The sequence below is a fragment of the Vibrio aerogenes genome (genome assembly GCF_024346755.1).
GTDB classification, from domain to species: Bacteria; Pseudomonadota; Gammaproteobacteria; order Enterobacterales; family Vibrionaceae; genus Vibrio; species Vibrio aerogenes.
Window position 1 is genome coordinate 1,292,067 of record NZ_AP024861.1, and the last position, 26,583, is coordinate 1,318,649.

Below are 26,583 nucleotides of genomic sequence, written 5' to 3' on the forward strand. Positions count from 1 at the left end.
CAATTCCATTAATTGTATAATCTGGTACCAGTCCGGGTAATTTTCTGATCTGGACATATCTGGTTCAGCAAACCGCTCAAGCCCTCCCTGGGCGCTTAAACAAGGGCATCCATGCCCTTGTATGTTTGCTCCACCAGACACATCCAGATAATCAGTGAATTAGTGTGATTAATGGTATTATTCATCCCCGTTGAGATCTTTTCTGATCAGATATTTCTGTCATTCTCCATTCCGGGCAGAATGGCTATTGTATGCGCTGAAGCTGGCAAACAATAGCCCTGACAGGAGTTTTAACTGTTTTTGGTGCTGTGCTGCAGAGCTGTGATTGCAGCTTCCAGCTCAGCAGAAGCCGTGGAATGAAGCAGTGGCAGCAGAATAATCCGCAGCTCAGGCAGCATGACTAAATCAGCAAACAGCTGATTAAACAGTGACTGTTCACCTGTCTGCGCCAGACGGATCAAAAACTGTTCTGCCAGCTTTTCACCGGCTAATACTGACCAACAGCGCCCTGCGATTGCAATCAATATTTCCCGGTGACATAGATCAGCTTTAGCCAGTACAGTGTGAATGATTCCGGACAGCTGATTCTCCGGAGAACCGGCCAAAGCACGGATATAAGCAGAAAGCAGGAATATGTCTGGCTCCGGTTGACGGGCTTCTTCTTCTGCCTGTGCCAGCAGACGGTCAGCTAACCGGGATTGCAGCGGCGTATGTTCCAGTGCGCCCAGTAAGGCGTAACGGGGTTGTGCCGGTAAATGATTCAGTGATTTGATCAGATGCACCGCATTTTGCTCTTTGCCCAACCGGGCACAGATATCGGTGATTCCCTGAAGTCCCACGCTTTGCCATTGATCCCATTCCTGTTCACCCTTGAAATAGCTCTGGGCATGTTCGTAGTACTGGCTGGCTGGCAGATCCAGCATTGCCCGAACCTGACTGTGGAAGAGTGCCATTTTGTCTTCCGGTGGCTTAAAAGTGTATGGGTTGTTCGCCAGTTTTTCCTGTTGCGCCTCAGTCAGCGACTGATTGAGCCGGGTCCCCATTGCTTCAAGAATATAGCGGATGAACTGACCCACATCGGCTGGTTTCATCAGTCCACGTTCATCGAGTTCGAAGTTCAGAAACCAGATCCACGGTTGTTTCAGTTCATTCCAGTAAGTGATGGCAAATCTGGCCTGGCGTTGCAGCGGGTAAGGCCAGGGGCGTTGTCCGCGTTCGATTTGTTCGAATTCAGATTGAGGAATGGGCTGGATACGGCGGCCAAGTTCAGTGATTTGAAATTCACACTGGCTCTGTTTCAGTAAATCAGTCAGGGTCTGTATTGTGTCCATGATTGCGTTGAATATTGACGAATGCTCCTCAATAAATGGTATCCTGTGCGCCGTTTTCAAGTCCGGACAGAGAATATTGTTTTATGCACATGCAATCTTCGATCGTATCATTACTTGTTGAGCTGGAAGCGCTGCTCAAACAACAAGCGCTGTGGCAGTCTCAGGTCCCTTCTGCGCAGGCATTATCAAGTACGCAGCCATTTGCGCTTGATACATTAGCGCCGCATGAGTGGTTGCAGTGGATTTTTCTGCCAGAGATGCAACGGCGCATGAGCGATGGTATAGCCTTGCCGCAAGGGTTTGAGATGTCGCCTTATTTTTCTCAGGCATGGCAGGAAGAACCACAGCGGCAGGCGTTGATTAACCTGATCCAACGGATTGAACAGGAGTGCAACCATGCTTGAGATTCTGTATCAGGATGATTATCTGGTCGCTGTGAATAAACCCGCCGGGATGCTGGTGCACCGCTCGTGGCTGGATAAGCATGAAACGCTGTTTGTGATGCAGACCCTGCGCGATCAGATTGGTCAGCATGTTTTTCCGCTGCACCGGCTGGATCGCCCGACATCCGGCGTATTGTTGTTTGGTTTATCCAGTGAAGTCGCCGCGAAAGCAGCGCCGCTGTTTGCCGGACATGAGATTGAAAAAACTTACCATGCCATTGTGCGGGGCTGGATAGAACAACCGGACGTGCTGGATTACCCGCTCAAAGAAGAACAGGACAAAATTGCAGATAAATTTGCCAGTAAAGATAAAGAGGCTCAGCCAGCCGTGACGGCTTATCGTCCTGTGGCAAAAGTGGAAGTGCCGTATTCCACCGGGCGTTTCCCAACCAGCCGTTACTGCCTGCTGGAAATGAAACCTAAAACCGGGCGCAAACATCAGCTCCGTCGTCATATGCATCATTTGAGTCATCCGATGATTGGTGATACCACGCATGGTGATGGCCGTCATAATCGTTTGTTCAGGGAGCACTACGATTGTCACCGGCTGCTGCTGCATGCTTCGTCACTTCAGTTTGTTCATCCTTTAACGGGGGAAGATTTATGTATCCATGCGCCGTTAGATGATGTCTGGCTGCGTTTGATGCAGACATTTGGCTGGGATACCGTGCTGAATTCTGATGATTCAGCCTCCTCAGAAAAGAAACGCTGTTCTTAATTGTACAACTGATATTTTTATTTCTGAATACCGTCTTACCCCGGAGCATGTTTCTGAAATGAATATGCTCTCTGCCCGCCTGTAACTCATTCATTAACAAAGAGATCTGTGCCACAAGTTTGCCGGGCAAGATCTTGCTCAGCGGGCAACTTCTTGCTCGCGCCTGAGCAAGATCTTGCCTGTATTTATAGTCCTGTCAGTTCAATGGGTTGATATTAATGTATATGCATTCGTGGCATGAATAATGCCTTGGGATTTTATAGATTTATCTGTTTGGTAGATATTCTGATGGTGGGAAGAAGGTCTTGGGTGACATGTCTTTTTTGCCTGAATGCAGGATTGGCATCGTGATTTCCAGAGAGGATATCGCTTGGTTTTCTTTCACAGAATCTCTGTCTGAATTCAGATGTTTTCCGGATTTTTCTGTTAAAAAATAATAAAGCAGGTACAGAACATGAGAACGTTGAACTTTCGGCTGGCTATTGATGGGGTGAATGATGAAACGCTGGTCGTGCGCGAATTTCAGGGGAATGAATTTATCTCTGATGGGATGGATGAAAACGGTCAAACCGTTTTTGGCTACCGGTATCAAATCGCACTGGCAAGCAGAAACAGCGGGTTATCCGCAGAGCAAATCGTTGACAGTAAGGCGCTGTTGGAAGTTATCCGCAATGGGCAGGTTGTGAGTCAGGTGCACGGGATTATCCGTAATCTGACCAAAGGTGATACCGGGTTTAACCATACGTTTTATACCGTCACACTTGTCCCTTCACTTGAACGTCTTTCATTGCGTCATAACAGCCGGATTTTCCAGCAGCAAGATGCACAGGTGATTTTGACCACACTGCTCGACGAAATGGGGATTACGGATTATGCCTTTTCTGTCCGGCGCACATTAGCGCAGCGGGAGTTCTGTGTGCAATACCGGGAGACGGATGCCGCTTTTTTCCATCGTCTGGCCGCCGAAGAAGGACTGATGTATTTCTTTGTGCATGAAGACACCAAACACACGCTGGTGATCACCGATAACCCGGAAGGTTTTGTCAAGCCAGGGTTGAGCGTGCCATACAATGTGGTCTCTGGTGGTGCCGGTGAAATACCGTATATTTCCGGGATGAATGCGTGCCGGCAAACAGAAGTCAGTGCCATCGTTCATCAGGATTACAGTTTTAAAAAACCAGATTACAGTTTTGTTCAGCAGCTGGATGGCAAAGAGATGGACTACCAGCTGCAAACTTATGAGCACTTTGATTATCCCGGACGCTACAAAGATGATACCAACGGCAAAGCATTTACGCAGATTCGGCTGGAATTTTTAAGGCGGGAAGCGAATACGGTGACTGGCACCAGTGATGAAAGCCGAATTCAGTCTGGCTGCCGGTTTGAGGTGAAAGAGCATCTTGATGAGGTGATGAACCGTCTGTGGCTGACGGTTGCTGTGACTCATCAGGGTAGTCAGCCGCAGGCACTGGAAGAGGAGGGCAGCAGTGGTGCGACGACATACAGTAATCAGTTCAAACTGATTCCCGGTGATTTGGTCTGGCGGGCCAGGCCGCAGCCAAAGCCTCAGGTGGATGGCCCCTGTATGGCGAAAGTGGTTGGGCCGGCCGGTGAAGAAATTTACTGCGATGAACATGGCCGGGTGAAACTGCATTTCCCGTGGGATAGGGAAAGCAATATGGATGATAAAAGCTCCTGCTGGGTGCGGGTGTCTCAAGGCTGGGCCGGCGGACAATACGGCATGATGGCTATTCCGCGCATTGGTCATGAGGTGATTGTCTCATTCCTCAACGGGGATCCGGATCAGCCGATTGTCACCGGGAGAACTTATCACGCATCGAATACGCCGCCTTATACCTTGCCGGAAGCCAAAACCAAAACCGTGTGGCGGAGTGATAGTCATCAGGGAGAGGGGTTCAACGAATTCAGTTTTGAAGATCAGGCCAATCAGGAACTGGTTTACCTGCATGCACAGAAAGACCAGAAAATCAAAGTCTTGCATGATAAAAATCAGGAAGTTGATCACGATGAAACGCATCAGATTGGTCATGATCATCAGCTGACGATTGGCAATGACCGGACCAAGAATGTCGGCAATAACGAATCATCCACGATTAAAGTCAATCAGACGCATCAGGTCGGGCAGGATCGTCAGGTCAATGTCGGGCAGGATGAAACGCATTATGTAAAAAGAAATCAGGTCTGGACGGTGGATGGCAAACAAGATGTTACCGTCAGTAAAGAACAGACGATTACCGTGAAAGAAAATCAGACCGAGACTTTCCAGAAAAATCAGACGGTTTCTGTGACAAAAGATCAAATGCAAATCGTCAGCGGTACATTGACTCATCAAACCACCGGCGCTGTGATTCATACCTCGGATACAAGCATTACGCTGCAATGCGGGAATAGTAGTGTTGAAATGACGCCCGACTGTATCACGCTGCAAACCGGCGCATCGTCAATCAAACTGGACAGCACCGGGATTTATCAGAACGGCACCAAAATCAAACTGAATTAGAGAGGTGCCGGATGTCTCAGTTAGTACAACAAAAAATCAGTGAGCTGGATCGGGCACTGACTGAATTCACAATGCACCCTGGTGCGCGAATTTTATTGCTCCATGCGACGGATAACGATTTTAAGGTGGCGTATCACTTTTTATCGATGCGGGCGGAATACAAAATCGAGTCGGCTGATGTGATTGTCTTGGCAGATGCACCGTTTACCACTGCACACCAATTTGCTGATCAGGCGGTGGTTGCTTTATGCCAGGCTTATGATCGCCTCAAGCCGCTGTTACCCATCAAGGACCCTGAAGCTGATTTACCGGACTGGCAGCCTGAGTTTATTGCAGATGAGTCTGAAACCGGTGTCCAGCGTCTGGAAAGGCTGACGCAGGAAATGGTTCGCCTGTATGGGGATTACTTCGATAAACTGGTGTTATTTCTGATACCGCCGACAGTGATGAATACACAAGAATGGCGCTCGTTCATCACTCAGATAAGCGGGATGACAGACAATAAAATCCGTTTCGGTGTGATTGAGAACCTCACCCCGTTTGAGCCGGTGCAACAAGCGTTGCAGCTACCCGAAACTCAGATTGTCCTTTACAGCTTTCAGGGGCAAAGCTTCGACATGATGCTGGGTGTGTTAGATGAGCTGGAACATCAGGATGAGCTGGTGGATTACCGCCGTTATCTGACCCAAACCTTTCAGTACCAGTCTGAGCAGGCACCGGAAAAAGCACTGAATGCGGCACAGTCCGCATTACAAATTGCGCAGCAACAGCAACTCAAAGAAGCACAGGTGGTTGCCCTGACGGCGATGTATGCCACGTCTGTCAGCCTGAAAGATTATCAGCAGGCACAACATCTGACCCGACAGGCATTAGCCGTGGCCCAAACCGTGACCACAGAAGAACTTCCGGCCCGGAATCAGCTGGAAGCGATGGCTTATACCAATCTGGCAACGGCTGAGTTTCTCGGGCGTCGTTATGATTTGGCCGCCGACAGTTATCAGGCCGCTGCATGTTTATTTCAGCATCAGGAAAACTGGATGATGACGTATGAAAACCTGCGGATGCGGGTACTTTGTCTGACCCGGCTGGAACATTTTGACAAGGCCTGGGCATCCGGTGGTGACGCACTGGTTGCGGTTTATCAGACACCGGAAGCATTGTGGCAGAACGGAACACTTGCCTATTTCGGCAAGAACATGCTGCATCTCTGCCCATGGCAGGAAAAAGCGGAACAGACTGTATTTGAAGCACATATGGCAGACCTGCTGGGAGAGCCATGGCAACAACTGACCGATGCCGTTGAGATGCCGGACCTGCCACCACAACAAGAAGGGAGTATCGCCTGATGGAAACCCTCAATCACCTCACGCCGGAACAACTTGAGTCGCAGGCAAAGCAATTTTTAAATGAACAGCTGAAGCAGCAGTTACAAAACAAGAGCCAACCGGTACATGAAGCGTTATTTAATCCTGTCTATCATCAGGCATTTGCTCAGGCTTTTGTCAGTGCCAGTCTGAAAAAAGCGGGAGAGCAGATCGTCTCAGAACCTTTGCAGCGTTATCTTTCCCGGAGTGTATTAGCGCCGCAGGTACAGCAATTTAACGCAAAAGTGGCTGCAGATTTGGCGGCTGAGGCACAAACGCCGGTACAACTGGCGCAACAACTTCTGGCACCGGATGTGCTGGCAATTGATGAAGATGACCCGAAACTGGCGGCCCCTGAAGCGTCAGGGGCTGATGTTGCTGAAGCTGCGTCGTCTGCGGTGACGGAAGACAATCAAACTGTCTCTGCCGCAGAATCACAAAATCAAACGACGGCTGAATCTGGTTCACCGGCAGGTGAGTCGTCGTCTGACACTCCATCTGCCGAAGCTTCATCTGCTGAAATAAGGCAAAAGGAAGCGGCTTCTGCATCTGATACGACATCTGTTTCGTCGAAAACGACATCTGTGGCTGATGAGTCTGCTCAAACAGAAAAGACGGCTCAGACGCAACATCAGGCTCAGTCGCAAAATACAACGGGGAGTACGGCGACACAGACAAGCAGTGCAACGACGGTTGAAGAGACCACAGCCCCGGTATCAGCCCCGGAAAGCATACCATTGACTGAAGCTTCGGCTGTGCCGGAGAACCGTGGTCAGATGATCAATCAGATTAAATCGGGAGAAGCAGAGACCGGCAGCCCGTTGGCCAATCAGGCGCTTGCGGCGCTTGGTGGTGCAATGCAGGGACTGGAAAACGCTGGCTCTGCATTGGGGAAAGTGACCGGTGCGCTCGGGCTGGCTTCGGCGGGCAGCCCCAGTGTCAAACACTTTGACCCGGTGATAGGCGTGGATGTTCATCTGCTCGACTGCCCGCAACCGACACCAATTCCGGCACCTTATATTGCCATGGTGTTTGATACCGCGGAGTATATGGCGGAGGCGGCGCAAGTGTGTACTGCGGTTGGAATGGATGGCCTTGGCAAAGTTGCCGGGATGCTGGGGGGCTCTGTTTATGTGAATCAGTTTCACAAGGGTATGGCATCAAGTGAAATGAAGAACATGCCGCATGCCCCGTGGCACAACCCAGGAACCTTTAATGAAGGGGAAATTTTTATGGGTTCTTCTTCGGTGCTGACCGAAGGTGAACCGTTCAGCTACAAGGCGTTGCCGGGATTGGATTGCAGTATGGTTGGCATTCCGACACCGGGACGGGGAGATAAACCCAAGAAAACGCTCGCGATGGTGCTGCCAACCAGTATGCAATTACCATTACCCCAACCTGCGCCGGTGATTGTGGGTGGCGCACCGACGATCTCTATGACGGCACTGGCGATGAAAGGGGTGATGAAAGGTGCCGGGGCGATTGGTAAAAAAGTCGCCAAAAAAGCCAGTGGCGCAGGAGAAAAACTGGGCTCAGCGATTAAAAAATGGCAGACAGACAGCGGGGTCTGGAAACGCATCAGTAAAAAATGTCATAACGCCGCAGATAAAGTCTTCGATCAAAAACTGCTGAAGAAATGTGACAATTTCCGCGAAGGCGTACACAACGCGATTTGCACCCTGACGGGTCACCCCATTGATGTGATTGCCGGTTATGTGACAACGGAACAGCAAACGGATATTTCACTGCCTGGCCCGTTGCCATTGGTCTGGCAACGCTGCTATTACTCTGACAGCAGCTATCAGGGGCAGTTGGGTTACGGTTGGCACCACAGTTATGATTATGCATTACTGGATAAAGATGACTCCGACTACCTGTTTGTGCAGATGCCGGATGGCCGGGCCAGCGGCACGCTGCGGCCAAAACCCGGTCAACCCAGCCTGATGCCGGATATCCGGATGCATTTATGTGTTGATAAGCAAGGGATGCATTACCTTCAGGATTATGACGGCACGCAATATCACTTTGGTCATGGTTCATTCCGCCACGAAGCGTTTCCTCACGAAAAAGCATATCCTCACGAAAAAGTAACGGGTCGCCGTTATCCTCTATCCTGTATTCGGGATAGTCACGACAATCAGATTCGCTTTTGTTACGACGAGCATCAGGGACATCTGTACGCGATCTTCGACAGTGCTGGCCGGCGGCTGAATGTTTCCACCGATCAATATGGCCGGATTACCGGGATTGGTCTGGATGATGGCCGCAACTCACATCCACTGGTCAGTTATGTATATCAGGATCTGGACTTGGTTCAGGTCCTGGACGCGAAACATCAGCCGTTCAGTTATCAGTATCAGAATCACCTGCTGGTCAAAGAAACTAACCGGGTTGGTACTTCGTATCATTTCCGCTGGGATGATGTCAGTAAGGGCGTGAAAGCCCGCGCGACCGCCACATGGGGACGAAGTGAATCTTACCCGGAACCCTTTTATGTGCGCGAGTTACACTACGATGATGCGCAGCGTATTACCACGGTGACTGATGGCCGGGAAACTAACATTGTTTATCATTGGCACCCGACTCTGCCGGTGGTGAGTCAGGAAGTGGATCCGCTGGGTCACAGCGTCAGCTATACCTTTGATGATTACCATAATCTGGTCTGCACCACTGATGCAATGGGTTATCGCAACGAATCTGAATATGATATTGCGAACCGTTTGATGGCTGAAACGGATGCCAAAGGCAATAAGACAGAATATATCTATCCGGAGCCGGGAGATGATGCGTTGATTGATGGGCGGGTCAATGAAATCCGGCAGGGAGAGCATGTCACCTTTTTCAGTTATAACGACAAGGGAGACCTCATCTGCCGAAAAAGTGACAGTGAATGGATTGAACTGGCATACCATCCAACCGGGCAATTGCAGTCAGCAGTGAATAAAATGGCGGATGTGCAGTTATTGCATTATGTCTATAACGAACATGGCTTACTGCACACTGAATATGACAGCGATAACCAGCCCACTCATTATGAATATAACCTCAATGGACTGGTGACAAAAGTCAGCAGTGTTTGTTTTGGTGAAACGCAGCTGGAATATGATGCCTGTGGCAATCTGACTGAGCGCCGGCACCAGAGCATGGCTGCAGAGCTGTTTACCTATAATGCCGAAGGGCAGGTGACGGGGTATCAGGATGCCAGTGGTGCAGTAACGCAACTCGATTATCAGGGGTTACCATTTCTCTGCCTTCGCACTCATGCCGATGGCCATGAACTGCGTTATGAATACGACAGTGAGCTGAACCTGACGGCGCTGGTGAATGAAAACCGCGAGCGTTACGAGCTGGATTATGATGAGAAAGAGCGGCTGATTCAGGAAAGGGCGTTCGATGGCAGTACCGTCAGTTATCAGTATGCGCCGAATGATTTTCTGACCCGGCGTCAGGAAGGTGAACTGGGCTGGCAGCAGCACATCCGTGACCCGCTGGGCCGGCTGGAAAAAATACTCTATCAGGACGGCGACAGCAGTCAGTTCAGTTACGATAAACAGGGAAGATTGACAGAAGCCAGTAATAGCCAGCATACCACTCAGTTTGAGTATAACGACCAGCATCAGCTTACAGCCCAGATTCAGGATGGTCAGCGGATAGCGTATGACACTCAGCCAACCCATCACCGCCTGACGCTGCCAAATGGTCAGAACCTGACTTATCACATTGGTGCAGGACATAAACTCAGCCATATCAGTGTTGATGAAAAAGTGCTGTCCCGCTATGAATATGATGCGAAAGGGTTTGAAGTAAAACAAAACCTTGGGGCGATGACACTGTTGCAGTCATACGATCCTTATGGTCGTTTGATTGAACAGCGGGGCGAAGTGGCGCATCAGCCACAGGCGATTACCCGGCGTGGTTATGCTTACGATAAAGCGGGGCGGGTGGCGCAGATCCAGCGCCAGTTCGGTGGATTGCAAACCTTTACGTATGACAACCGGGGGCGGTTGCAGAAAACGATCACCGGCGGACAGCATCAGAACTACCGGTTTGATGCGGCGGGTAACTTGCTACATGATGATCTGACTGGGGCAGAAAAGGGCCGTCAACCGGTTTATACATTACATTTCAACAGCGGCAAAACCGATGGTGCGGAGTTGTCGCATGTCCGTCATAATCAGCTCCGCCGTAACGGAGAGCGTCGCTGTAAATATGATGAATACGGCAACCGGATTCTCGAATCCTATGGTAACGGCACGTCGCAGACCCACTATTTTTACAATACGCAAAATCAACTGACCGTGTTGCAGAAAACCGTCGCGACGCACACTACGTTGGTGATGAATTTCACCTATGATGCGCTGGGACGGCGCTGTGCGAAATTCGTCACTGAGTATCACAAGAATCAGCCCGTCCGGCAAACCCGAACCAGTTTCTTGTGGGACGGCGATGTATTGCTGGCTGAGCAGCAGACACAAGTCAATCTGTTACAGGGTGAAGAACTTCCGCCGGTTTCATTTAAGCAACCGGATGTGGTGTATATCCACCGACCCAACAGCTTTGAACCCCTGATGCAGCTCCGTCCACCCGCAGCAGAGGATATCCCTGAGGATGATATTCTTCCGCCGCCACAGTTCAGTGTCTATTATTATCTCAACGACCATCTGGGGACACCGCAGGAGTTGCTGGATAAACGGGGCAATATTGTCTGGCAGGCACTCACCAGCCCGTACGGTACTCTGGTGAAGCTGAAGGAAAATAAGATCTCCAACCCAATTCGTCTGCCCGGTCAGTATGCCGATGAAGAGTCCGGGTTGCACTACAACCGGTTCCGATATTATCATCCACAGGACGGTTGTTATCTGAACAGAGACCCGATTGGTTTGTTGGGTGGATTGAATCTGTATGATTACCCACGGGACCCGGTGAACTGGGGGGACCCGCTGGGGTTGAGTAGTAATACATGCAGTGGTGTTAAAGGAGCTTTAGAACCCGAAGTTCAAGAATTTATTGAAGAATTTAAGAAGCGTTATCCTGATCGAGCGTATCAGTCCGGTCATTATCGCACTCATTCCGACGGCCGTGAGTTAGAAATAGATTTTGAAACAGATAACGCTATAGTTGAGATTAAAGCTGGTAAAGGAAAGGGGCTTACAAGACAGACGAAAGATAGACTTGATTCCGCAGTAAATCCTAGTGGTAAAGTTGTCATAGGACTTGCGTTTAGCAAAAAAGGAATTTCACCACATGCTGTTGAGAGTATAGAAAAAGTTGGTGGTTTGGGTAGCGGTAGTATGTCGGATGTTTTAGATTTAATTGCACCATAGAAGGAATGCTGATGAAAGATGTATTTTATTTTTCTAAACAACCAATTGAGTTATTGAGTATTAAACAAAATTTACAAGATTATTATAATGACATATTGCTAAATGAGGATCAGGATGCTCTTCAGATTAAGATTAATAAAGAAGAAATGATACAAATTGTATCTCTTAATGTTACAACTGAATTTGGCGATCCTGAAGATTGCGATGTTATAGAAGCTACAGGTGTGAAATCGTGCATCTGTATAAGTCATCATAGTTTTTCAATTGATTGTGTGAAGGACATACTGAAGATAATACTTAAAAACTACGGTGGTTGGGTTGGCAATGACTCTGACTATTTTGAACCAAGATTTGTTTTGGATGACATAGATAGTTTCAGATATTCTGATTAGCGGGAATGAGTGTCGGGAGAATCGGACTGCTGATCTCGAGACTGTTCATCATTCTGTGTCACGCTCATTTTCACTAATCCAGATGCTTATTCAGCCGGGCTGGAAAATGGATGCTCAATTGCGACAGGGATGAATCCGGGTTTTGCACTGGATGTGTCCATTTTTCGCTGGCATTCAACATTCCGGCATACAGCAGTTTTTCGGGGAGGGTTACATATTTCAGAGACCCCGATAATGATCAGTTCGAAGTCTCTGAATTCTTAAAGGATGAGAAATAATAAATCCGTTTATTTCTCCAGATAATCCTGAATTGAACGCTCAATTCCCGCAGCATCGAGCCCTAGTTCGGTGTGCAGTTCTTCCTGTGTGCCCTGCGCGACAAACTGATCCGGCAGGCCGAGGTTGAGGACCGGCAGGATACATTTTTCCTGCATCAGAAACTCAACCACACCGGCACCGGCACCACCGGCAATCACGTTTTCTTCAACAGTGACCAGGACATCATGTGTTGTGGCCAGTTCGCGAATCAAATCTTCATCGAGTGGTTTGACGAACCGCATATCGGCAACCGTTGCATGAAGTGCTTCTGCTGCTTTAAGCACGTTGGGCAACAGCGTACCGAAGCTGAGAATTGCAACTTTTTCGCCGGTGCGAACCTGCCGCCCCCGGCCGATTTCCAGTGCAGTAAACTCAGCCTGAACATCTGCGCCGCAACCTTTCCCCCGTGGATAACGAACCGCACAAGGTCCCTGATACTGATGACCGGTATACAACATTTGCCGACACTCATTTTCATCGCTGGGTGCCATAATCATCATGTTCGGAACACAGCGCATAAAGCTCAGATCAAATGCGCCCTGATGGGTTTGCCCGTCAGCGCCGACCAGGCCCGCCCGGTCAATGGCAAACATCACCGGCAGATTCATAATCGCCACATCGTGAATCAGTTGATCATAACCGCGCTGCAAAAATGTCGAGTAAATGGCAACGATCGGATGCTGGCCACCAATCGCCATGCCGGTTGCCAGTGTGACGGCGTGTTGCTCTGCAATGGCGACGTCGAAGTATTGCTCTGGGTATTCTTTAGAAAAACGCACCATACCCGAGCCTTCGCGCATGGCCGGGGTGATTGCCATCAGTTTCGGGTCTTCTGCGGCCATATCACACAGGAAATCCCCGAAGATTTTTGAAAACGTTGGCTCTGGCGAACTGGCTTTCGGCAGGGTGGTCTCATCCGGGTTGAATTTTGGCACGCCATGATAACCAATCGGGTCTTTTTCCGCTGGTTCGTAACCTTTGCCCTTTTTGGTCATGATGTGCAGGAATTGTGGGCCTTTGAGCTCCCGCATATTCTTCAGGGTTTTGGTCAGTTCAACCACATCATGGCCATCCACCGGGCCGATGTAATTGAAACCAAGTTCTTCAAATAAAGTACCTGGCACCACCATCCCTTTTAAGTGTTCTTCGGTTTTTTTCGCCAGTCGCTGAATTGGCGGAATACCGGACAATACTTTTTTGCCACTTTCGCGAATTGAAGCGTAAAAATGGCCGGAGAGTAACTGGGCTAAATGGTTATTCAGGGCACCGACATTTTCAGAAATCGACATCTCGTTATCATTGAGAATCACCAGCATATCCGGATGCAGATCACCCGCGTGGTTCATGGCTTCGAAAGCCATGCCAGCTGTGATGGCGCCATCACCAATCACACTGACCACTTTTCTGGATTTATTTTCCCGCTGTGCACTGATGGCCATGCCTAAACCAGCACTGATGGACGTCGAAGAGTGCCCGACAGACAAGGTGTCATATTCACTTTCTTCCCGCCAGGGAAAAGGGTGAAGGCCGTCTTTTTGCCGGATTGTCGACATCTGATCCCGTCGTCCGGTCAGAATTTTATGCGGATAGGCCTGATGGCCGACATCCCAGATCAACTGATCAAATGGCGTATGATAAACATAGTGCAGGGCGATGGTCAGTTCGACAGTTCCCAACCCCGAAGCCAGATGTCCGCTCGACTGGCTGACTGAATTGAGCAGATAAGTTCTGAGTTCCTCACACAGCTTGGGTAACATATCTTTCGGGAGCGAACGTAGCTCATCCGGGGTATTTGCTAATGCCAGTGTCGGATATTTTGAAATATCAAGAGTCATAGTGACGCGCTTATCGTGTAATTAATTTTTGCGCTCGATGACATATCGGGCGAATTTTTCAAGTAAATCAGTGTTGTAAGGTATTTCTGTCAACGCCTGAAGCGCCTCGTCAAGTAATGCAAAGGCCTTTTGTTGAGCACCTGCCAGTCCCAGCAGCGCCGGGTAGGTACTTTTGTTAAGTTTATCATCAGAGCCTTGTGGTTTTCCAAGAGTTTGTGTGTCGCCAATGATATCGAGAATGTCATCCTGCACCTGAAATGCCAGACCAACCGCACTGGCATACTGATTCAGCATCGGCAGGATATCATTGCCTGCCGGGCCTGCTGCCAATGCACCAAGCCGGACCGCACAACTAATCAGAGCGCCGGTTTTATGCCGGTGAATCGTTTCGAGTTCATCCAGACTGACAGTTTTATTTTCAGCACTGAGGTCCAGTGCCTGACCGATACACATACCGGACGCGCCGGACGCCTGAGCCAGTATCTGAATCATACGAACGCGGTTCGGTTCTGCGATCGGTGACAAATCACCTTCCGACATAATCGAAAAAGCGAGTGTTTGCAATGCATCTCCGGTTAATATCGCAGTGGCTTCATCAAATTTGACATGACAGGTTGGGTGACCACGCCGCAGACTGTCATTATCCATTGCCGGTAAATCGTCGTGAATCAGGGAGTAAGCATGAATACACTCGATTGCAGCAGCGGGTGTGTCCAACTGCTCAAGCGTACAGCCCAACATTTCACCTGTCGCATAGACGAGAAAAGGCCGGGCTCGCTTTCCGCCAAGTAATAACCCGTAATGCATCGCCTGAATCAGCGGCTGACTTTGATGTGGTAAATGTTCAAGCCACTGATTTAATTGTTGATTACTTCTTTTCTGGTATGTATTTAAGGTGTCTATCATAAATCTGTTTGTCACCGATCTGGTTATCACCGATCTAGCTGTCGGCGTTGTCGCCTGTACCGGAAAAATCATCTAACGGCGCAGTATCACTATCACTGAGTAAGATTTTTACGCGCTGTTCTGCTTCACTTAATTTAGCTTGTCCTGCACGGGTCAGCGTAATGCCTCTTTCAAATGTTTTTAAAGCATCTTCCAGTGGCAGATCGCCGTTTTCAAGCTGACTGACAAGTGTTTGCAGCTCTTCAATGGTAGCTTCATAGGACATATTTTCAGGTTTCTTATTCGCCATGTTCTTTCCGGTCTTTGTCGCGATGGGTGGAACGTTACCTCAGGGGACCTGTATGGTCAAACAGAACCCGTGTGAAATTAAATCTGTCAGGACAAAAATTTCTGACTGCTGATGTTTGATATTTCATATCCATTCTGTCGGATTCATTCATGAAATCCTTGTTTACCCCTGCTACGCTCTAAGAAACAAATTTATAATCAAGCAACCTGAACATCGTCTCTGCAGGTTGTCCGGGGGGACATGAGATATTTTTTCAGTTGTATTTTTAACAGTCGTTTCAGTATAAACTGATGCAGGTTCTTCAATAATTTTATTAAAGATTTGATGAGATTGCCGATATGTGAGTCAGAGAACTCTCAAAAAGTGAATGGTAGCATGAGGAGTGCTTCGTGGATTTAGCAACACTGATTGGCCTGGTTGGCGGCTTGGGTTTTGTCGTCATGGCGATGATTTTGGGTGGCGGACTGATGATGTTTGTCGATGTCACCTCCGTTTTGATTGTTATCGGCGGCTCGTTTTGCGTCGTGATGATGAAGTTTACGCTGGGGCAGTTTTTTGGTGCCGCTAAAATTGCGGTGAAGGCGTTCATGTTTAAAGTGGATGAGCCTGAAGAGTTGATTGCCAGAATTGTTGAAATGGCTGATGCAGCACGTAAAGGTGGTTTCCTTGCTTTGGAAGAGATGGAAATTACTAACAGTTTCATGCAAAAAGGCATTGATTTACTGGTTGATGGTCACGATGCCGATGTGGTTCGTGCTGCATTGCAAAAAGATATCATTCTGACAGAAGAACGGCATGAAGCAGGCGCCAGTGTATTTAAGGCTTTTGCTGATGTTTCCCCGGCGATGGGGATGATCGGAACGCTGGTGGGGTTGGTTGCGATGTTGTCCAACATGGATGACCCGAAATCAATTGGTCCGGCAATGGCGGTGGCTTTGTTGACGACTTTGTATGGTGCTGTTCTGGCGAATATGGTGTTTTTCCCGATTGCGGATAAGCTCTCTTTGCGCCGTGGACAGGAGACGCTGAACCGGCGTTTGATCATGGATGGTGTGCTGGCAATTCAGGATGGGCAAAATCCCCGGGTTATTGACAGTTATCTGAAAAATTACCTGGGTGAAGGTAAGCGGATGATTGATGTCGACAATGAATAATTCCGGAGAGTGAAGTAATGGATGATGAAGATAATTGTAAATGTCCGCCTCCCGGTGCGCCTGCCTGGATGACGACATTTTCAGATTTGATGTCGCTGCTGATGTGTTTTTTCGTGTTGCTGCTTTCATTTTCCGAAATGGACGTGCTGAAGTTTAAACAGATCGCAGGTTCGATGAAGTTTGCATTCGGTGTTCAAAACCGGCTGGAAGTCAAAGATATTCCGAAAGGGACCAGCGTAATTGCTCAGGAATTTCGTCCGGGCAGACCCGAGCCGACACCGATTGACGTTATTATGCAGCAAACGATTGATATTACTCAGCAAACGCTGGAGTTTCAGGAAGGTGATGAAGATCAGGCTGGCGGGACACAACGGGAAGCGGGTGATTTAACTGGTGGGCAATCCCCGGAAGATTCCACCAAAGACAACCAGAATGAAGAATCGGTTGAAGATCGTCAGCAAGAGTCTGTTTCAACGGTTGATGAAATGGAAGTTGTGTCTGAAAACATCAAACAGGCACTATCCCGTGAGATTGAGCAGGGGGCAATTGAAGTTGAGAATCTGGGTCAGGAAATTGTTATCCGGATTCGTGAAAAAGGCGCATTCCCGAAAGATTCAGCATTTCTGCAACCTAAGTTCAGACCACTGGTCAGACAGATTGCAGAGCTGGTGAAAGATGTTCCGGGCGTTGTCAGAATATCAGGTCATACGGACAATCAGCCACTTGATTCTGAATTGTACCGTTCAAACTGGGATCTTTCAGCACAGCGCGCAGTCTCTGTTGCTCAGGAAATGGAGAAAGTGCCGGGATTTGATCATGAAAGACTTGAAGTGAGAGGGATGGCGGATACTCAGCCTGTTGATTCAAATGATACTGCGCTAGGCCGTTCAAAGAACCGCCGTGTGGAAATCAGTATTTTGCAGGGTAAACCATTGTATAGTGATGAAGTGAAAGCCGTCGGGCCGGATCAAAGCAATCAGTAATCTCATCTCGGATTGATGTTGAAGGCAGGCGGTCACAGCCTGCCTTTTGTTTTTCCGGTCAGGGTTTCCTCATGTCCTCTATCTCATGTATAATCTTGCGCCTTCATCAACGAGTGTTTGCTGTACTTCAGATGAAAGTACCCAGACGTCTATGTAAGTTTTTATCCGGATTGCGAAGTATCTTATGAAATTTATTGTTAAACCTCATCCTGAAATCTTTGTGAAAAGTGAGTCCGTCCGTAAACGTTTTACGAAAATTCTTGAGTGTAATATTCGCAATATCGTGAAAAGCAGGACAGAGTCTGTTGCTGTGTATAATCGTCGTGATCATATTGAAGTGACTGCGGCTTCTGATCAGTATTATCAGGAAGTGGTGGAAATTCTGACACATACACCGGGTATTCATCATGTTCTGGAAGTGAAGCAATCGGAATTTGCGGATTTACATGATATTTATCAGCAGGTTTTAGCACACCATCGCCACAATATCGAAAATAAGACATTTGTTGTCCGTGCAAAACGGCGTGGGAAGCACGATTTTACTTCAATAGAGCTGGAGCGTTATGTTGGTGGCGGTTTGAATCAGGCTGTTGAAAGCGCCAAAGTTAAGCTGAATCATCCTGATATTACCATTAAGGTTGAAATTACTGACGATAAACTGAATCTGATTATTGCCCGGCACAAAGGCCTTGGTGGTTTTCCTCTGGGCACCCAGGAAGATGTTCTGAGCCTGATCTCTGGTGGTTTTGATTCTGGTGTTTCCAGTTATCTGCATATCAAGCGTGGCTCTAAAGTTCATTATTGTTTCTTTAATCTGGGTGGTCCGGCGCATGAAATCGGCGTCAAACAGGTGGCTTCATATCTGTGGAATAAATATGGTTCTTCTGCGAAAGTCCGGTTTATTGCGGTTGACTTTGAGCCGGTTGTGGCTGAAATTCTGGAAAAAGTCGATGATGGCCAGATGGGGGTCGTGCTTAAGCGGATGTTTATGCGTGCTGCCGGAATGATAGCGGAGAAATTTGGTATTCAGGCGTTAGTCACCGGGGAAGCGCTGGGTCAGGTTTCCAGTCAGACATTAACTAATTTACGCCATATTGATGGGGTGACAGATCGTCTGATTCTTCGTCCGCTGATCAACTGGGACAAAGAAGACATCATCAATCTTGCCAGAGATATTGGGACAGAAGATTTCGCGAAAACGATGCCTGAATACTGTGGTGTGATTTCCAGAAAACCCACAGTGAAAGCAGTCAAAGAAAAACTGGAAGCGGAAGAAGGAAATTTTGATTTCTCTGTTCTGGACAGTGTGGTGCGTCAGGCACGTCAGATGGATATTCGTGACATCGAAAAAGAAAGCCTGCAGCAGGTACCGGATATTGAGCTGGTTGATGCGGTTCAGGAACATGCAGTCGTGCTGGATATTCGTAGTCCTGATGAAGAAGACGATCACCCACTGGAGATCGACGGTGTTAATGTGCACCATTTACCTTTCTATAAACTGGCAACTCAGTTTGGTGATTTAGATCAGTCCAAAACATATTTGCTTTACTGTGAGCGCGGTGTGATGAGTCGTTTACAGGCGCTATATCTGAAAGAACAGGGATTTGATAACGTAAAAGTTTACCGTCCATTGGCGTAACGCCGGATTCGGTTCTTATTCCGTTGAGTCAAAGTTCGCCGATAGCAGCCGAAAGGCTGCTTTTTTGTGTCTGCAGAGTAATTTTTGCATGGATATCTGTAAAATAATTTTGTCTGACTGTGGATACAGGAGAGAAGCGGGAGTTGAGACAATTTTTTATGACTTTACATAAAAACGCACCGCCATAAAGGCGGTGCAAACATTTGACAGACAGGTCAAAATTTAATACAGGAAGTATGTTTTCATAACATATTTATTACAAAAACTGTGGTAAATACCACCAGACTCGAAATACGAGCTTGCAAACACAACATCGCAACACAAAGTCTAATGATTCACAAGGGAATCAAGTCGTTAAGACTTGTTTGCGAGGCAGAATATAGAATTTTTCTGGAGGTCTCACAACGGACAAATTATAATGCTTCGCATAAAAAAAACTAATCCGATTTTTTAAGGTGAAAGATTGAACAAGAAATTACCGCCACTCAATTCTTTGCGTGTTTTCGAATCTGCGGCAAGACACTTAAGCTTTACCAAAGCTGCTGAAGAATTATATGTGACTCAGGCGGCGGTGAGTCATCAGATTAAATCACTAGAAGAGTTTCTTGGAATTAAGCTTTTTCTCAGAAGAAATCGCTCTTTGTTGCTTACAGATGAAGGACAAAATTATTTTTTTGATATTAAAGATGTGTTTACTTTTATTCAGGATGCAACAAATAAATTGCTGGAGCGGAGTGAAAAAGGTGCTTTAACTATTAGTTTACCGCCCAGTTTTGCGATTCAGTGGCTGGTTCCCCGTCTGACAGACTTTCATTTACAGCAACCTGATATAGATGTTCGGATAAAAGCAGTTGATAAGTACGAAGGGTCGCTGCTGGATGATGTTGATGTCGCGATTTATTACGGAAAAGGGCTTTGGCCAGGACTCAGGGCTGATAAACTGTATCAGGAATTTTTAATACCGCTGTGTGCGCCTTCTTTAATTCATAACGGGCATGCATTCCAGTCGCTGGATGATCTGCAACAACATACGTTGTTACATGATGAATCCCGTAAAGATTGGCAGAAATTTGCGAAAGAGTATGAATTAGAGCTTGAGAATGTCAATTATGGTCCGATTTTCAGCCATTCGACGATGGTCTTACAGGCGGCTGCACTGGGGCAGGGAATTGCTTTGGGAAACAATGTTCTGGCTCAGCCCGAAGTTGATGCCGGTCGTTTGGTGGCCCCCTTTGATAAAGTATTAATGACGGATAATGCGTTTTATCTGGTTTGTCATGAAACACAGGCGCATACAGGACGGATTGCAACATTTCGTCACTGGATGCTCAACCGCGCAAGACAGGAACAAGAGGTGATTTTAGATGAAGGAATCGCAGTTGATTAGTGGTCATGATGGACCGGTTTTTATATTTGCACATGGTGCGGGTGCCGGTATGATGCATCCGTTTATGGAGTCAATGACCCGCTATCTGGTACAGCATGGGATCCGCGTGGTCAGATTTAACTTTCCTTATATGATTCGTCAGCAGCAGGAAGGGAAAAAGTATCCGCCTGATCGAGCGCCAAAGCTGCTTGAAGCGTTTGAGCAGATCATAGCGGCTCATGGCCAGCAAGGGGTTGTGATTGGCGGAAAGTCAATGGGTGGACGCATGGCAAGCTTGCTGACAAGTCATCCTTCAGTCAAAGGGGTCGCGTGTCTTGGTTTTCCCTTCCATCCACCGGGTAAACCGGAAAAAATGAAAGGAGAGCATCTGGCCGATTGTCCGGTGCCATGTTTAATTTTGCAGGGTGAGCGGGATACATTTGGTAAGCGGGAAGAAGTAGAACTGATGAATTTCAGTCAGCAGGTTCAGCTTCAGTTTATTCCTGATGGCGATCATAGTTTTAAGCCCCGCAAGCGTTCCGGTTATTCGGAGGAAGAAAATCTGGAACTTGCAGCTGAGTTATTAAGCCGGTTTATCCGGGAGGTGGCAGATGAAAAGTAGAGGTTTATTGATTTTTGGTGCAGGATCCGGCGTTTTTAGTGTGATATTCGGAGCATTTGCTTCTCATGGGCTGAAATCTGTTTTGTCACCGTATTTACTGGGTGTGTTTGAAACCGGTGTTCATTATCAGTTTATTCATACTTTGTCGGTTTTGTGTTGCGCCATTATGCTTTGTCTCCTGAAGAACAGTGATGAAAATAAAGCATCGAAATATTTTTCCCGTGCTGCAATTTGCTTTATGATCGGCATCTTTTGCTTTAGTGGCAGTCTATATCTTTTGGCGTTAACTGGTGTGAAATGGTTTGGCCCGGTCACGCCCTTTGGCGGATTGTGCTTTATTGTTGGCTGGATCATGATGATGGTAGCCGCATGGAATATGAAAGAGGTGAGTTCGTGAAGCAGGTTATGCTCTATTGCCGTGCTGGTTTTGAAAAAGAGTGTGCGGGAGAAGTTCAGGAGAAAGCAACAAATATTGAGGTATTTGGTTTTCCGCGTTTAGTTAAAAATTCCGGCTATGTTCTGTTTGAGTGCTATCAGGACGGTGATGCAGAGCGTTTGATTCGTGAACTGGACTTTCGCAATCTGATTTTTACCCGGCAGTTTTTTGCGGTTGCCTGTAGCTTTGAAGACTTGCCTGAGCAAGATCGTGTGACGCCATTGCTGAGTGAGTTGGGTGAGATTGAAGCCTTTCCCCGTTGTGGTGATTTGCGTGTTGAAACACCAGATACCAATGAAGCGAAATCTCTGCTGAAATTCTGCCGGAAATTTACGGTGCCGCTGCGTCAGGCTTTGCGTGGTAAGGGCTTATTATTTCACAAAGAAAATACGAAGAAACCTGTCTTGCATGTTTGTTTTGTGAAACCGGGGCATTGTTATGTCGGGTATTCATACAGCGATAATAATTCTGCATTTTTTATGGGGATTCCCCGGCTTAAATTTCCTTCAGATGCACCCAGCCGCTCAACACTAAAGCTTGAAGAGGCGTTCCATGTCTTTATTCCCCGTCCTGAATGGGACGAGCGCCTGGCTTCCGGAATGTGGGCTGTTGATTTAGGCGCATGCCCCGGTGGCTGGACTTATCAGCTGGTTAAACGCTCTATGTTTGTGCATGCGGTAGATAATGGCATGATGGCTGATAGTTTGATGGATACCGGACAGGTCAAACACCATATGGAAGATGGCTTTAAGTTTGAACCTTTGAAGAAAAATGTGACCTGGCTGGTATGCGATATGATAGAAAAACCATCCAGAGTGGCACAGTTAATGGGAGAATGGTTAATTCGGGGATGGGCGAAGGAAGCGATCTTTAATCTGAAATTGCCGATGAAAGGACGTTACGAAGAGGTCTCAGAAGATATCGAAAACCTGAAACTGTTTTTTAAGGAGAATCAGGTTCAGTTTAAGCTTCAGGCTAAACATCTTTATCATGATCGGGAAGAAATCACAGTACATGTTCAGATACTCTCCCGTATATCACCTTATTAATTCCATAAAATGCACTCAACAGGTCAACAGACCCTAAATACCTTCCTCATTGCAGGTCACGAGGCAGATATCGAACACAGACACGCATGAACCCATCCCTGGGGCTGAATTCAGTCCCAGGGAAAAGTTAAACCCCTCGTTCCGGCTGACTGAAACGGATATCCTGAAGGTTAAAACCCAGCTGAATATCTGTTTTCAGTGTTGCGACGGCTTTACATGCAATCGCCAGTTCCCGGTGTTCTGTAAGCTTCTTTTGATATTTTTCTGCCAGTGTCATGCAACTGAAAGCTTCTTCCAGATTGTTACATTGTGTCAGAATCTCTTTCGCTGCTTTCGGTCCGACTCCCGGTATACCGGAAACCTGACTGGAACTGATGCCAGCCAATCCCCAGAAGTCTGTCAGCTGGGTTGGGCGGACGCCAAATTCACGTTCTATAAATGGTGTATCAAGCCAACGGTGCTGAAAGTAATCGCGGATCCTGAGTGTCGGTGATAAGAGCTGGCAGTAGCCTTTATCGGTAGAAATAATCGTGACCTGCTCTTGTCTGGCCGCGACTTTAATGGCGAGAGTTGCAACCAAATCATCTGCCTCATCCCCTTCGGACAGCAAAGAATCGAGGCCCAGCTCCCACCAGGATTGCTGGATCGCATCCAGATTTTGTTTTAGAGGTTCTGGCATCGGTTTACGTTTTTCTTTGTATCCGGGCAACAGTTTTCCACGCCAGCCTTTGTCGTCAGATTCATGATCGAAAACGGCAACCATATGTGTGGGGTGTGTTTCCTGAATAATTTTTGACAGGGTTTTCGTCGTCGTATGAATCGTTCGTTGGATATCTTCAGGATCAGGTTGTGCGGAATGCACACGCCGGATGAGATTCAGTGCATCAATGATGACCAGATGTAATGACATGAGCTTAAAATAATAAGGGCCGGGGCCCTTATTGTAATCAAATCATTTTGTTTTTCAAAGGCAGGTCTTTTTCAGACCCTGGGATTGTCAGGTCGAAATCTTGTAGCAGGGAGCATAGGCGTGTCCCCCTGGAAGCTTCATGCGATCCTGTGCGACAAAGTCCTTGAGCAGTTTGTCCATTTTGCGCATCAGTTCAGGCAGTCCATCAATGATGAATGGACCAAATTCTTCGATTTCCCGGATACCTTCCGCTTTAACATTCCCGGCGACGATCCCGGAGAAGGCTTTACGTAAATTCGCTGCCAGAGATTCAGGCGCCTGCTCAAGGTGCAGATCCAGATCAGCCATGGATTCATGAGTCGGGATAAATGGCAACTGAAACTCCGGGGTGATTTTCAGTGACCAGTTGAAACTGTATGCATCTCCCTGTTCTTTGCGATACTGGCGGACTTCCGGCATCTTCTGGCTCATGACTCTGGCTGCTTGCGCCGGATCATCGATAATAATCTGATAATGTTTCCGGGCGTCTTCACCCAGTGTGTCTTTAATAAATTCATCCAGAGAACGGAAATAATCTTCGCTTTCTTTCGGGCCGGTAAGAACAATCGGGAGAGGTTGACTGGCATTATCGGGGTGCATCATGATACCCAGAATATAGAGCAGTTCTTCGGCAGTGCCCGGTCCCCCCGGAAAAATAATAATACCGTGGGCCATGCGTACAAAGGCTTCAAGCCGTTTTTCAATATCCGGCATGATAATGAGTTCATTGACGATGGGGTTTGGTGGCTCGGCAGCGATGATCGATGGCTCTGTCAGCCCAATATAACGTGCATTGGCGTAGCGTTGTTTGGCATGACCGATGGCTGCTCCCTTCATTGGCCCTTCCATTGCTCCCGGACCGCAGCCGGTACATATATTCATTTCCCGCAGTCCCAGCTCATTCCCGACTTCGCGTGTATATTGATATTCCGTCGGATTAATAGAATGGCCTCCCCAACACACGACCATATTAGGAACGACGCCCGGAATCAGGGTGCCGGCATTACGCAGGATGCTGAAAACCAGATTGGTGATATGAATGGAGTTGGTCAGATTCAGACGCTGGCTTTCAGCCACATGCATATTGACGTAGACAATATCCCGTAACACAGAAGAGAGGTGTTCCTGAATACCTTTGATAATTTCACCATCTACAAAAGCATCAGCAGGCGGGTTTGTCAGTTCCAGTTTGATGCCCCGTTCTCTGCGCAGAACATTGACATCGAAATCCTGATATTTATCCAGCAGTTCCTTCGAGTTGTCAGTATGACTGCCTGAGTTAAGCACAGCCAGCGTGCAGTTACGGTATAATTGATACAGATCGCCGCTTGACGCGGTTTTTTTTAAGCGCTCAACTTCAAGTTGAGACAATAAATTCATACTTCCTGTCGGACTAATATGTGTAATCATGAAGGTCTCCTGTCCCCCGGCAACTGGATCAGTTTTCTTAGTGTGATTATTTCATTTGTCCCGGCTATTCCTGATACAGTTTTGTATATGGCCGATGCCCAAATATCCAGAAGGTGCTATGTATAACGCTATGATTTTTATTACCAATCTAGTTGGGTGTCAGTTTATCCGGAAACTTGTTTACATCAATTATGAGAGACACTTCACATGATTGACCTGTTTGTGGCTAAAAAATGAACGCCTATTGCCATACGGTTTTATCCGGTCCCTGGTCTTTGAGCTTATATAATTGCTGATAAAGACGCTCCAGAGTTTCGTCTGGTGATTCATTGTCCAGAAAAGGGACACTGATACTGCTGACAGTTATCTTCAGCTCTTTATCTTTAAACTTAAAAGGGATGCTTCTGATATTATGTTGAATATTCTGGATTAATGAATAACATTCCTGTTCTTTTCTCTCCGGAAGAATCATTAAGAATTCTTCTCCCGATATCCGGGCTACAGTATCAGTTGCACTCGTTTCTTTCATAATGGCCCGGGCTATGATTTTGAGCGCCTTATCTCCGGCCGGATAGCCAAAGTGTCTGTTAATTGATTTAAAGTTATCAATGTCAAATAAAGCCAGTCTTAAAGGATGTTTGTTACGAATCCAGCGGTGATATTCAAGTTCCAGACGATGATGAAGTGCGGTCCGGTTATAAACTTTTGTCAGGGGATCCTTTAGTGCCCGTTCTGCCTGATCGGATAGCCGGTGGCGAAAATTTTGGGTAATTTCATAGCTTGTTTCTATCCGGTTTTGTGTGACTTCCAGAGTTTCAAGGTATGTTTGGTCATCACTTTCAGAGGCTTTGTACTGTTTAGATAATTCATTGAACTGATTAATTAAAGAGGCTATTTCATTTTTCAGCTCATTCGTATCCTGAGTTTCTTTCAGTACGGTACGGCTTTGTTGCACCAGCTGGGAAAACTCCTGATGCATTGAGTGACGGTTCTGGCAGATCTGCGAGTGATATTCAATATTTCTGTTGGTTGAACTCAGACAATTTGCCAGTGAGTTATTGATTTGTTTGAGATATTGTTCTGAATGGCTGCGTTCATATGCAGTCCCCTGAATCAGTAACCGGAATACTTCCAGTGTCAGTTCCAGCAACTGCTCAGGTTTGACACCCGTCAGGAGTCTGGCGCGAATATCAAGCAGAACATCTCCGGCTTCTCCGCCAAAGTCCAGCTCTGAAATCAACGTTTGGAGTTCATCAGATAACCGGTTGAATAAGCCTTGACCCACGGACAACTGAATATTTTTTTCTTTTAATTCAGGATTGACTGCAAAGATCTTAATCGCACGTTCATAAAGATTCAGCAGGTGAAAAGCCTGCCTGGTTTTTGTTTCATGATGAATCTCACTGAAATTCAGTAAATCTCTGAGCTCTCTCTTTATCTTGGGCGGAAGTCCGGGAATCTTCAGTAATGTATTACCGCTCTGGTGTATCAAATGTTCAGAATTATTGATTTGTTTTTCCATAACTTTTAGCTA

Annotated in this window: 20 protein-coding genes and 1 pseudogene; 13 read left to right on the forward strand and 8 right to left on the reverse strand. The window is 47.3% G+C overall.

From position 1 onward, the window contains the following. Positions 1-290 precede the first annotated feature (290 nt). Complete coding sequence (locus OCV29_RS05855) at positions 291-1,331, reverse strand: DUF3549 family protein (RefSeq protein ID WP_073603879.1); 1,041 nt, start codon at positions 1,329-1,331, stop codon at positions 291-293. An 83-nt stretch (positions 1,332-1,414) separates the two neighbouring features. Between OCV29_RS05855 and OCV29_RS05860 the strand changes: the two genes are divergently transcribed. The 6 genes from OCV29_RS05860 (at position 1,415) to OCV29_RS05885 (ending at position 12,093) form a co-directional block, all read left to right on the forward strand. Beyond that, the gene (locus OCV29_RS05860) at positions 1,415-1,735 is read left to right on the forward strand and encodes a YqcC family protein (RefSeq protein ID WP_073603915.1); all 321 of its coding nucleotides are present in this window, start codon (positions 1,415-1,417) and stop codon (positions 1,733-1,735) included. Continuing rightward, a complete protein-coding gene (gene truC / locus OCV29_RS05865) occupies positions 1,728-2,492 on the forward strand; it encodes a tRNA pseudouridine(65) synthase TruC (RefSeq protein ID WP_073603878.1) in 765 nt (254 codons plus the stop codon). Before OCV29_RS05860 ends, truC begins: the two co-directional genes overlap by 8 nt. 454 nt (positions 2,493-2,946) lie before the next feature. Further along, positions 2,947-5,013 carry a type VI secretion system tip protein TssI/VgrG gene (gene tssI, locus OCV29_RS05870; RefSeq protein WP_073603877.1) on the forward strand — a complete coding sequence of 689 codons (2,067 nt, stop codon included), beginning with the start codon at positions 2,947-2,949 and terminating at the stop codon, positions 5,011-5,013. A gap of 11 nt (positions 5,014-5,024) precedes the next feature. Then, complete coding sequence (locus tag OCV29_RS05875; RefSeq protein WP_073603876.1) at positions 5,025-6,359, forward strand: hypothetical protein; 1,335 nt, start codon at positions 5,025-5,027, stop codon at positions 6,357-6,359. Next, complete coding sequence (locus OCV29_RS05880) at positions 6,359-11,701, forward strand: RHS repeat-associated core domain-containing protein (protein ID WP_073603875.1); 5,343 nt, start codon at positions 6,359-6,361, stop codon at positions 11,699-11,701. The genes OCV29_RS05875 and OCV29_RS05880 overlap by 1 nt, the downstream gene beginning before the upstream one ends. 11 nt (positions 11,702-11,712) lie before the next feature. Further along, entirely contained in the window at positions 11,713-12,093 is a 381-nt protein-coding gene (locus OCV29_RS05885) for a hypothetical protein (protein WP_073603874.1), read from the forward strand. Between the two features lie 73 nt (positions 12,094-12,166). Here the strand turns inward: OCV29_RS05885 and OCV29_RS05890 are convergent. From OCV29_RS05890 to xseB, 4 genes and pseudogenes are all read right to left on the reverse strand, one after another. Then, positions 12,167-12,292 (reverse strand): annotated as a pseudogene (locus OCV29_RS05890) (IS256 family transposase); the annotation flags it as partial. 88 nt (positions 12,293-12,380) lie between these two features. Next, on the reverse strand, positions 12,381-14,246 hold the full coding sequence (dxs, locus tag OCV29_RS05895) for a 1-deoxy-D-xylulose-5-phosphate synthase (protein ID WP_073603873.1): 1,866 nt from the start codon (positions 14,244-14,246) through the stop codon (positions 12,381-12,383). A gap of 21 nt (positions 14,247-14,267) precedes the next feature. Further along, positions 14,268-15,152, reverse strand: a complete 885-nt coding sequence (gene ispA, locus OCV29_RS05900) for a (2E,6E)-farnesyl diphosphate synthase (RefSeq protein ID WP_073603914.1) — start codon at positions 15,150-15,152, stop codon at positions 14,268-14,270. 34 nt (positions 15,153-15,186) lie between these two features. Next, positions 15,187-15,441 (reverse strand): exodeoxyribonuclease VII small subunit, encoded by a 255-nt coding sequence (gene xseB, locus OCV29_RS05905; RefSeq protein ID WP_073603872.1) that lies wholly within the window; start codon positions 15,439-15,441, stop codon positions 15,187-15,189. Between the two features lie 389 nt (positions 15,442-15,830). Here xseB and pomA point away from each other — a divergent pair, with 389 nt between their 5' ends. From pomA to rlmM, 7 genes are all read left to right on the forward strand, one after another. Continuing rightward, on the forward strand, positions 15,831-16,595 hold the full coding sequence (gene pomA, locus OCV29_RS05910; RefSeq protein ID WP_073603871.1) for a flagellar motor protein PomA: 765 nt from the start codon (positions 15,831-15,833) through the stop codon (positions 16,593-16,595). A 17-nt stretch (positions 16,596-16,612) separates the two neighbouring features. Continuing rightward, a complete protein-coding gene (locus OCV29_RS05915; RefSeq protein ID WP_073603870.1) occupies positions 16,613-17,578 on the forward strand; it encodes a flagellar motor protein MotB in 966 nt (321 codons plus the stop codon). 184 nt (positions 17,579-17,762) lie between these two features. Next, on the forward strand, positions 17,763-19,217 hold the full coding sequence (thiI, locus tag OCV29_RS05920) for a tRNA uracil 4-sulfurtransferase ThiI (protein ID WP_073603869.1): 1,455 nt from the start codon (positions 17,763-17,765) through the stop codon (positions 19,215-19,217). A gap of 463 nt (positions 19,218-19,680) precedes the next feature. Next, complete coding sequence (locus tag OCV29_RS05925) at positions 19,681-20,604, forward strand: transcriptional regulator GcvA (RefSeq protein ID WP_073603868.1); 924 nt, start codon at positions 19,681-19,683, stop codon at positions 20,602-20,604. Next, positions 20,582-21,205, forward strand: a complete 624-nt coding sequence (locus OCV29_RS05930) for an alpha/beta fold hydrolase (protein WP_073603867.1) — start codon at positions 20,582-20,584, stop codon at positions 21,203-21,205. Before OCV29_RS05925 ends, OCV29_RS05930 begins: the two co-directional genes overlap by 23 nt. Further along, entirely contained in the window at positions 21,195-21,602 is a 408-nt protein-coding gene (locus OCV29_RS05935; protein ID WP_073603866.1) for a DUF423 domain-containing protein, read from the forward strand. Before OCV29_RS05930 ends, OCV29_RS05935 begins: the two co-directional genes overlap by 11 nt. Beyond that, positions 21,599-22,690: a 23S rRNA (cytidine(2498)-2'-O)-methyltransferase RlmM gene (rlmM, locus tag OCV29_RS05940; protein ID WP_073603913.1), complete on the forward strand. Its 1,092-nt coding sequence runs from the start codon at positions 21,599-21,601 to the stop codon at positions 22,688-22,690. Before OCV29_RS05935 ends, rlmM begins: the two co-directional genes overlap by 4 nt. Positions 22,691-22,817: 127 nt before the next feature. On the opposite strand, the gene xni is transcribed toward rlmM, so the two are convergent. The 3 genes from xni to OCV29_RS05955 all read right to left on the reverse strand — a co-directional run bounded on the left by xni (position 22,818) and on the right by OCV29_RS05955 (position 26,571). Next, a complete protein-coding gene (gene xni, locus OCV29_RS05945; protein ID WP_073603865.1) occupies positions 22,818-23,600 on the reverse strand; it encodes a flap endonuclease Xni in 783 nt (260 codons plus the stop codon). Between the two features lie 87 nt (positions 23,601-23,687). After that, the gene (ppnN, locus tag OCV29_RS05950) at positions 23,688-25,049 is read right to left on the reverse strand and encodes a nucleotide 5'-monophosphate nucleosidase PpnN (protein ID WP_073603864.1); all 1,362 of its coding nucleotides are present in this window, start codon (positions 25,047-25,049) and stop codon (positions 23,688-23,690) included. A 241-nt stretch (positions 25,050-25,290) separates the two neighbouring features. Continuing rightward, entirely contained in the window at positions 25,291-26,571 is a 1,281-nt protein-coding gene (locus tag OCV29_RS05955; RefSeq protein WP_073603863.1) for a sensor domain-containing diguanylate cyclase, read from the reverse strand. Positions 26,572-26,583 lie beyond the last annotated feature (12 nt).

Excerpts from the sequence above, each read along its gene's own strand:
- OCV29_RS05885 (WP_073603874.1), top strand. The coding sequence starts at position 11,713 with ATGAAAGATGTATTTTATTTTTCTAAACAACCAATTGAGTTATTGAGT.
- xni (WP_073603865.1), bottom strand. The coding sequence starts at position 23,600 with ATGTCATTACATCTGGTCATCATTGATGCACTGAATCTCATCCGGCGT.
- OCV29_RS05955 (WP_073603863.1), bottom strand. The coding sequence starts at position 26,571 with ATGGAAAAACAAATCAATAATTCTGAACATTTGATACACCAGAGCGGT.
- ppnN (WP_073603864.1), bottom strand. The coding sequence starts at position 25,049 with ATGATTACACATATTAGTCCGACAGGAAGTATGAATTTATTGTCTCAA.
- xseB (WP_073603872.1), bottom strand. The coding sequence starts at position 15,441 with ATGGCGAATAAGAAACCTGAAAATATGTCCTATGAAGCTACCATTGAA.
- dxs (WP_073603873.1), bottom strand. The coding sequence starts at position 14,246 with ATGACTCTTGATATTTCAAAATATCCGACACTGGCATTAGCAAATACC.
- OCV29_RS05915 (WP_073603870.1), top strand. The coding sequence starts at position 16,613 with ATGGATGATGAAGATAATTGTAAATGTCCGCCTCCCGGTGCGCCTGCC.
- thiI (WP_073603869.1), top strand. The coding sequence starts at position 17,763 with ATGAAATTTATTGTTAAACCTCATCCTGAAATCTTTGTGAAAAGTGAG.
- tssI (WP_073603877.1), top strand. The coding sequence starts at position 2,947 with ATGAGAACGTTGAACTTTCGGCTGGCTATTGATGGGGTGAATGATGAA.
- OCV29_RS05860 (WP_073603915.1), top strand. The coding sequence starts at position 1,415 with ATGCACATGCAATCTTCGATCGTATCATTACTTGTTGAGCTGGAAGCG.
- OCV29_RS05855 (WP_073603879.1), bottom strand. The coding sequence starts at position 1,331 with ATGGACACAATACAGACCCTGACTGATTTACTGAAACAGAGCCAGTGT.
- ispA (WP_073603914.1), bottom strand. The coding sequence starts at position 15,152 with ATGATAGACACCTTAAATACATACCAGAAAAGAAGTAATCAACAATTA.
- truC (WP_073603878.1), top strand. The coding sequence starts at position 1,728 with ATGCTTGAGATTCTGTATCAGGATGATTATCTGGTCGCTGTGAATAAA.
- OCV29_RS05930 (WP_073603867.1), top strand. The coding sequence starts at position 20,582 with ATGAAGGAATCGCAGTTGATTAGTGGTCATGATGGACCGGTTTTTATA.
- OCV29_RS05935 (WP_073603866.1), top strand. The coding sequence starts at position 21,195 with ATGAAAAGTAGAGGTTTATTGATTTTTGGTGCAGGATCCGGCGTTTTT.
- OCV29_RS05875 (WP_073603876.1), top strand. The coding sequence starts at position 5,025 with ATGTCTCAGTTAGTACAACAAAAAATCAGTGAGCTGGATCGGGCACTG.
- OCV29_RS05880 (WP_073603875.1), top strand. The coding sequence starts at position 6,359 with ATGGAAACCCTCAATCACCTCACGCCGGAACAACTTGAGTCGCAGGCA.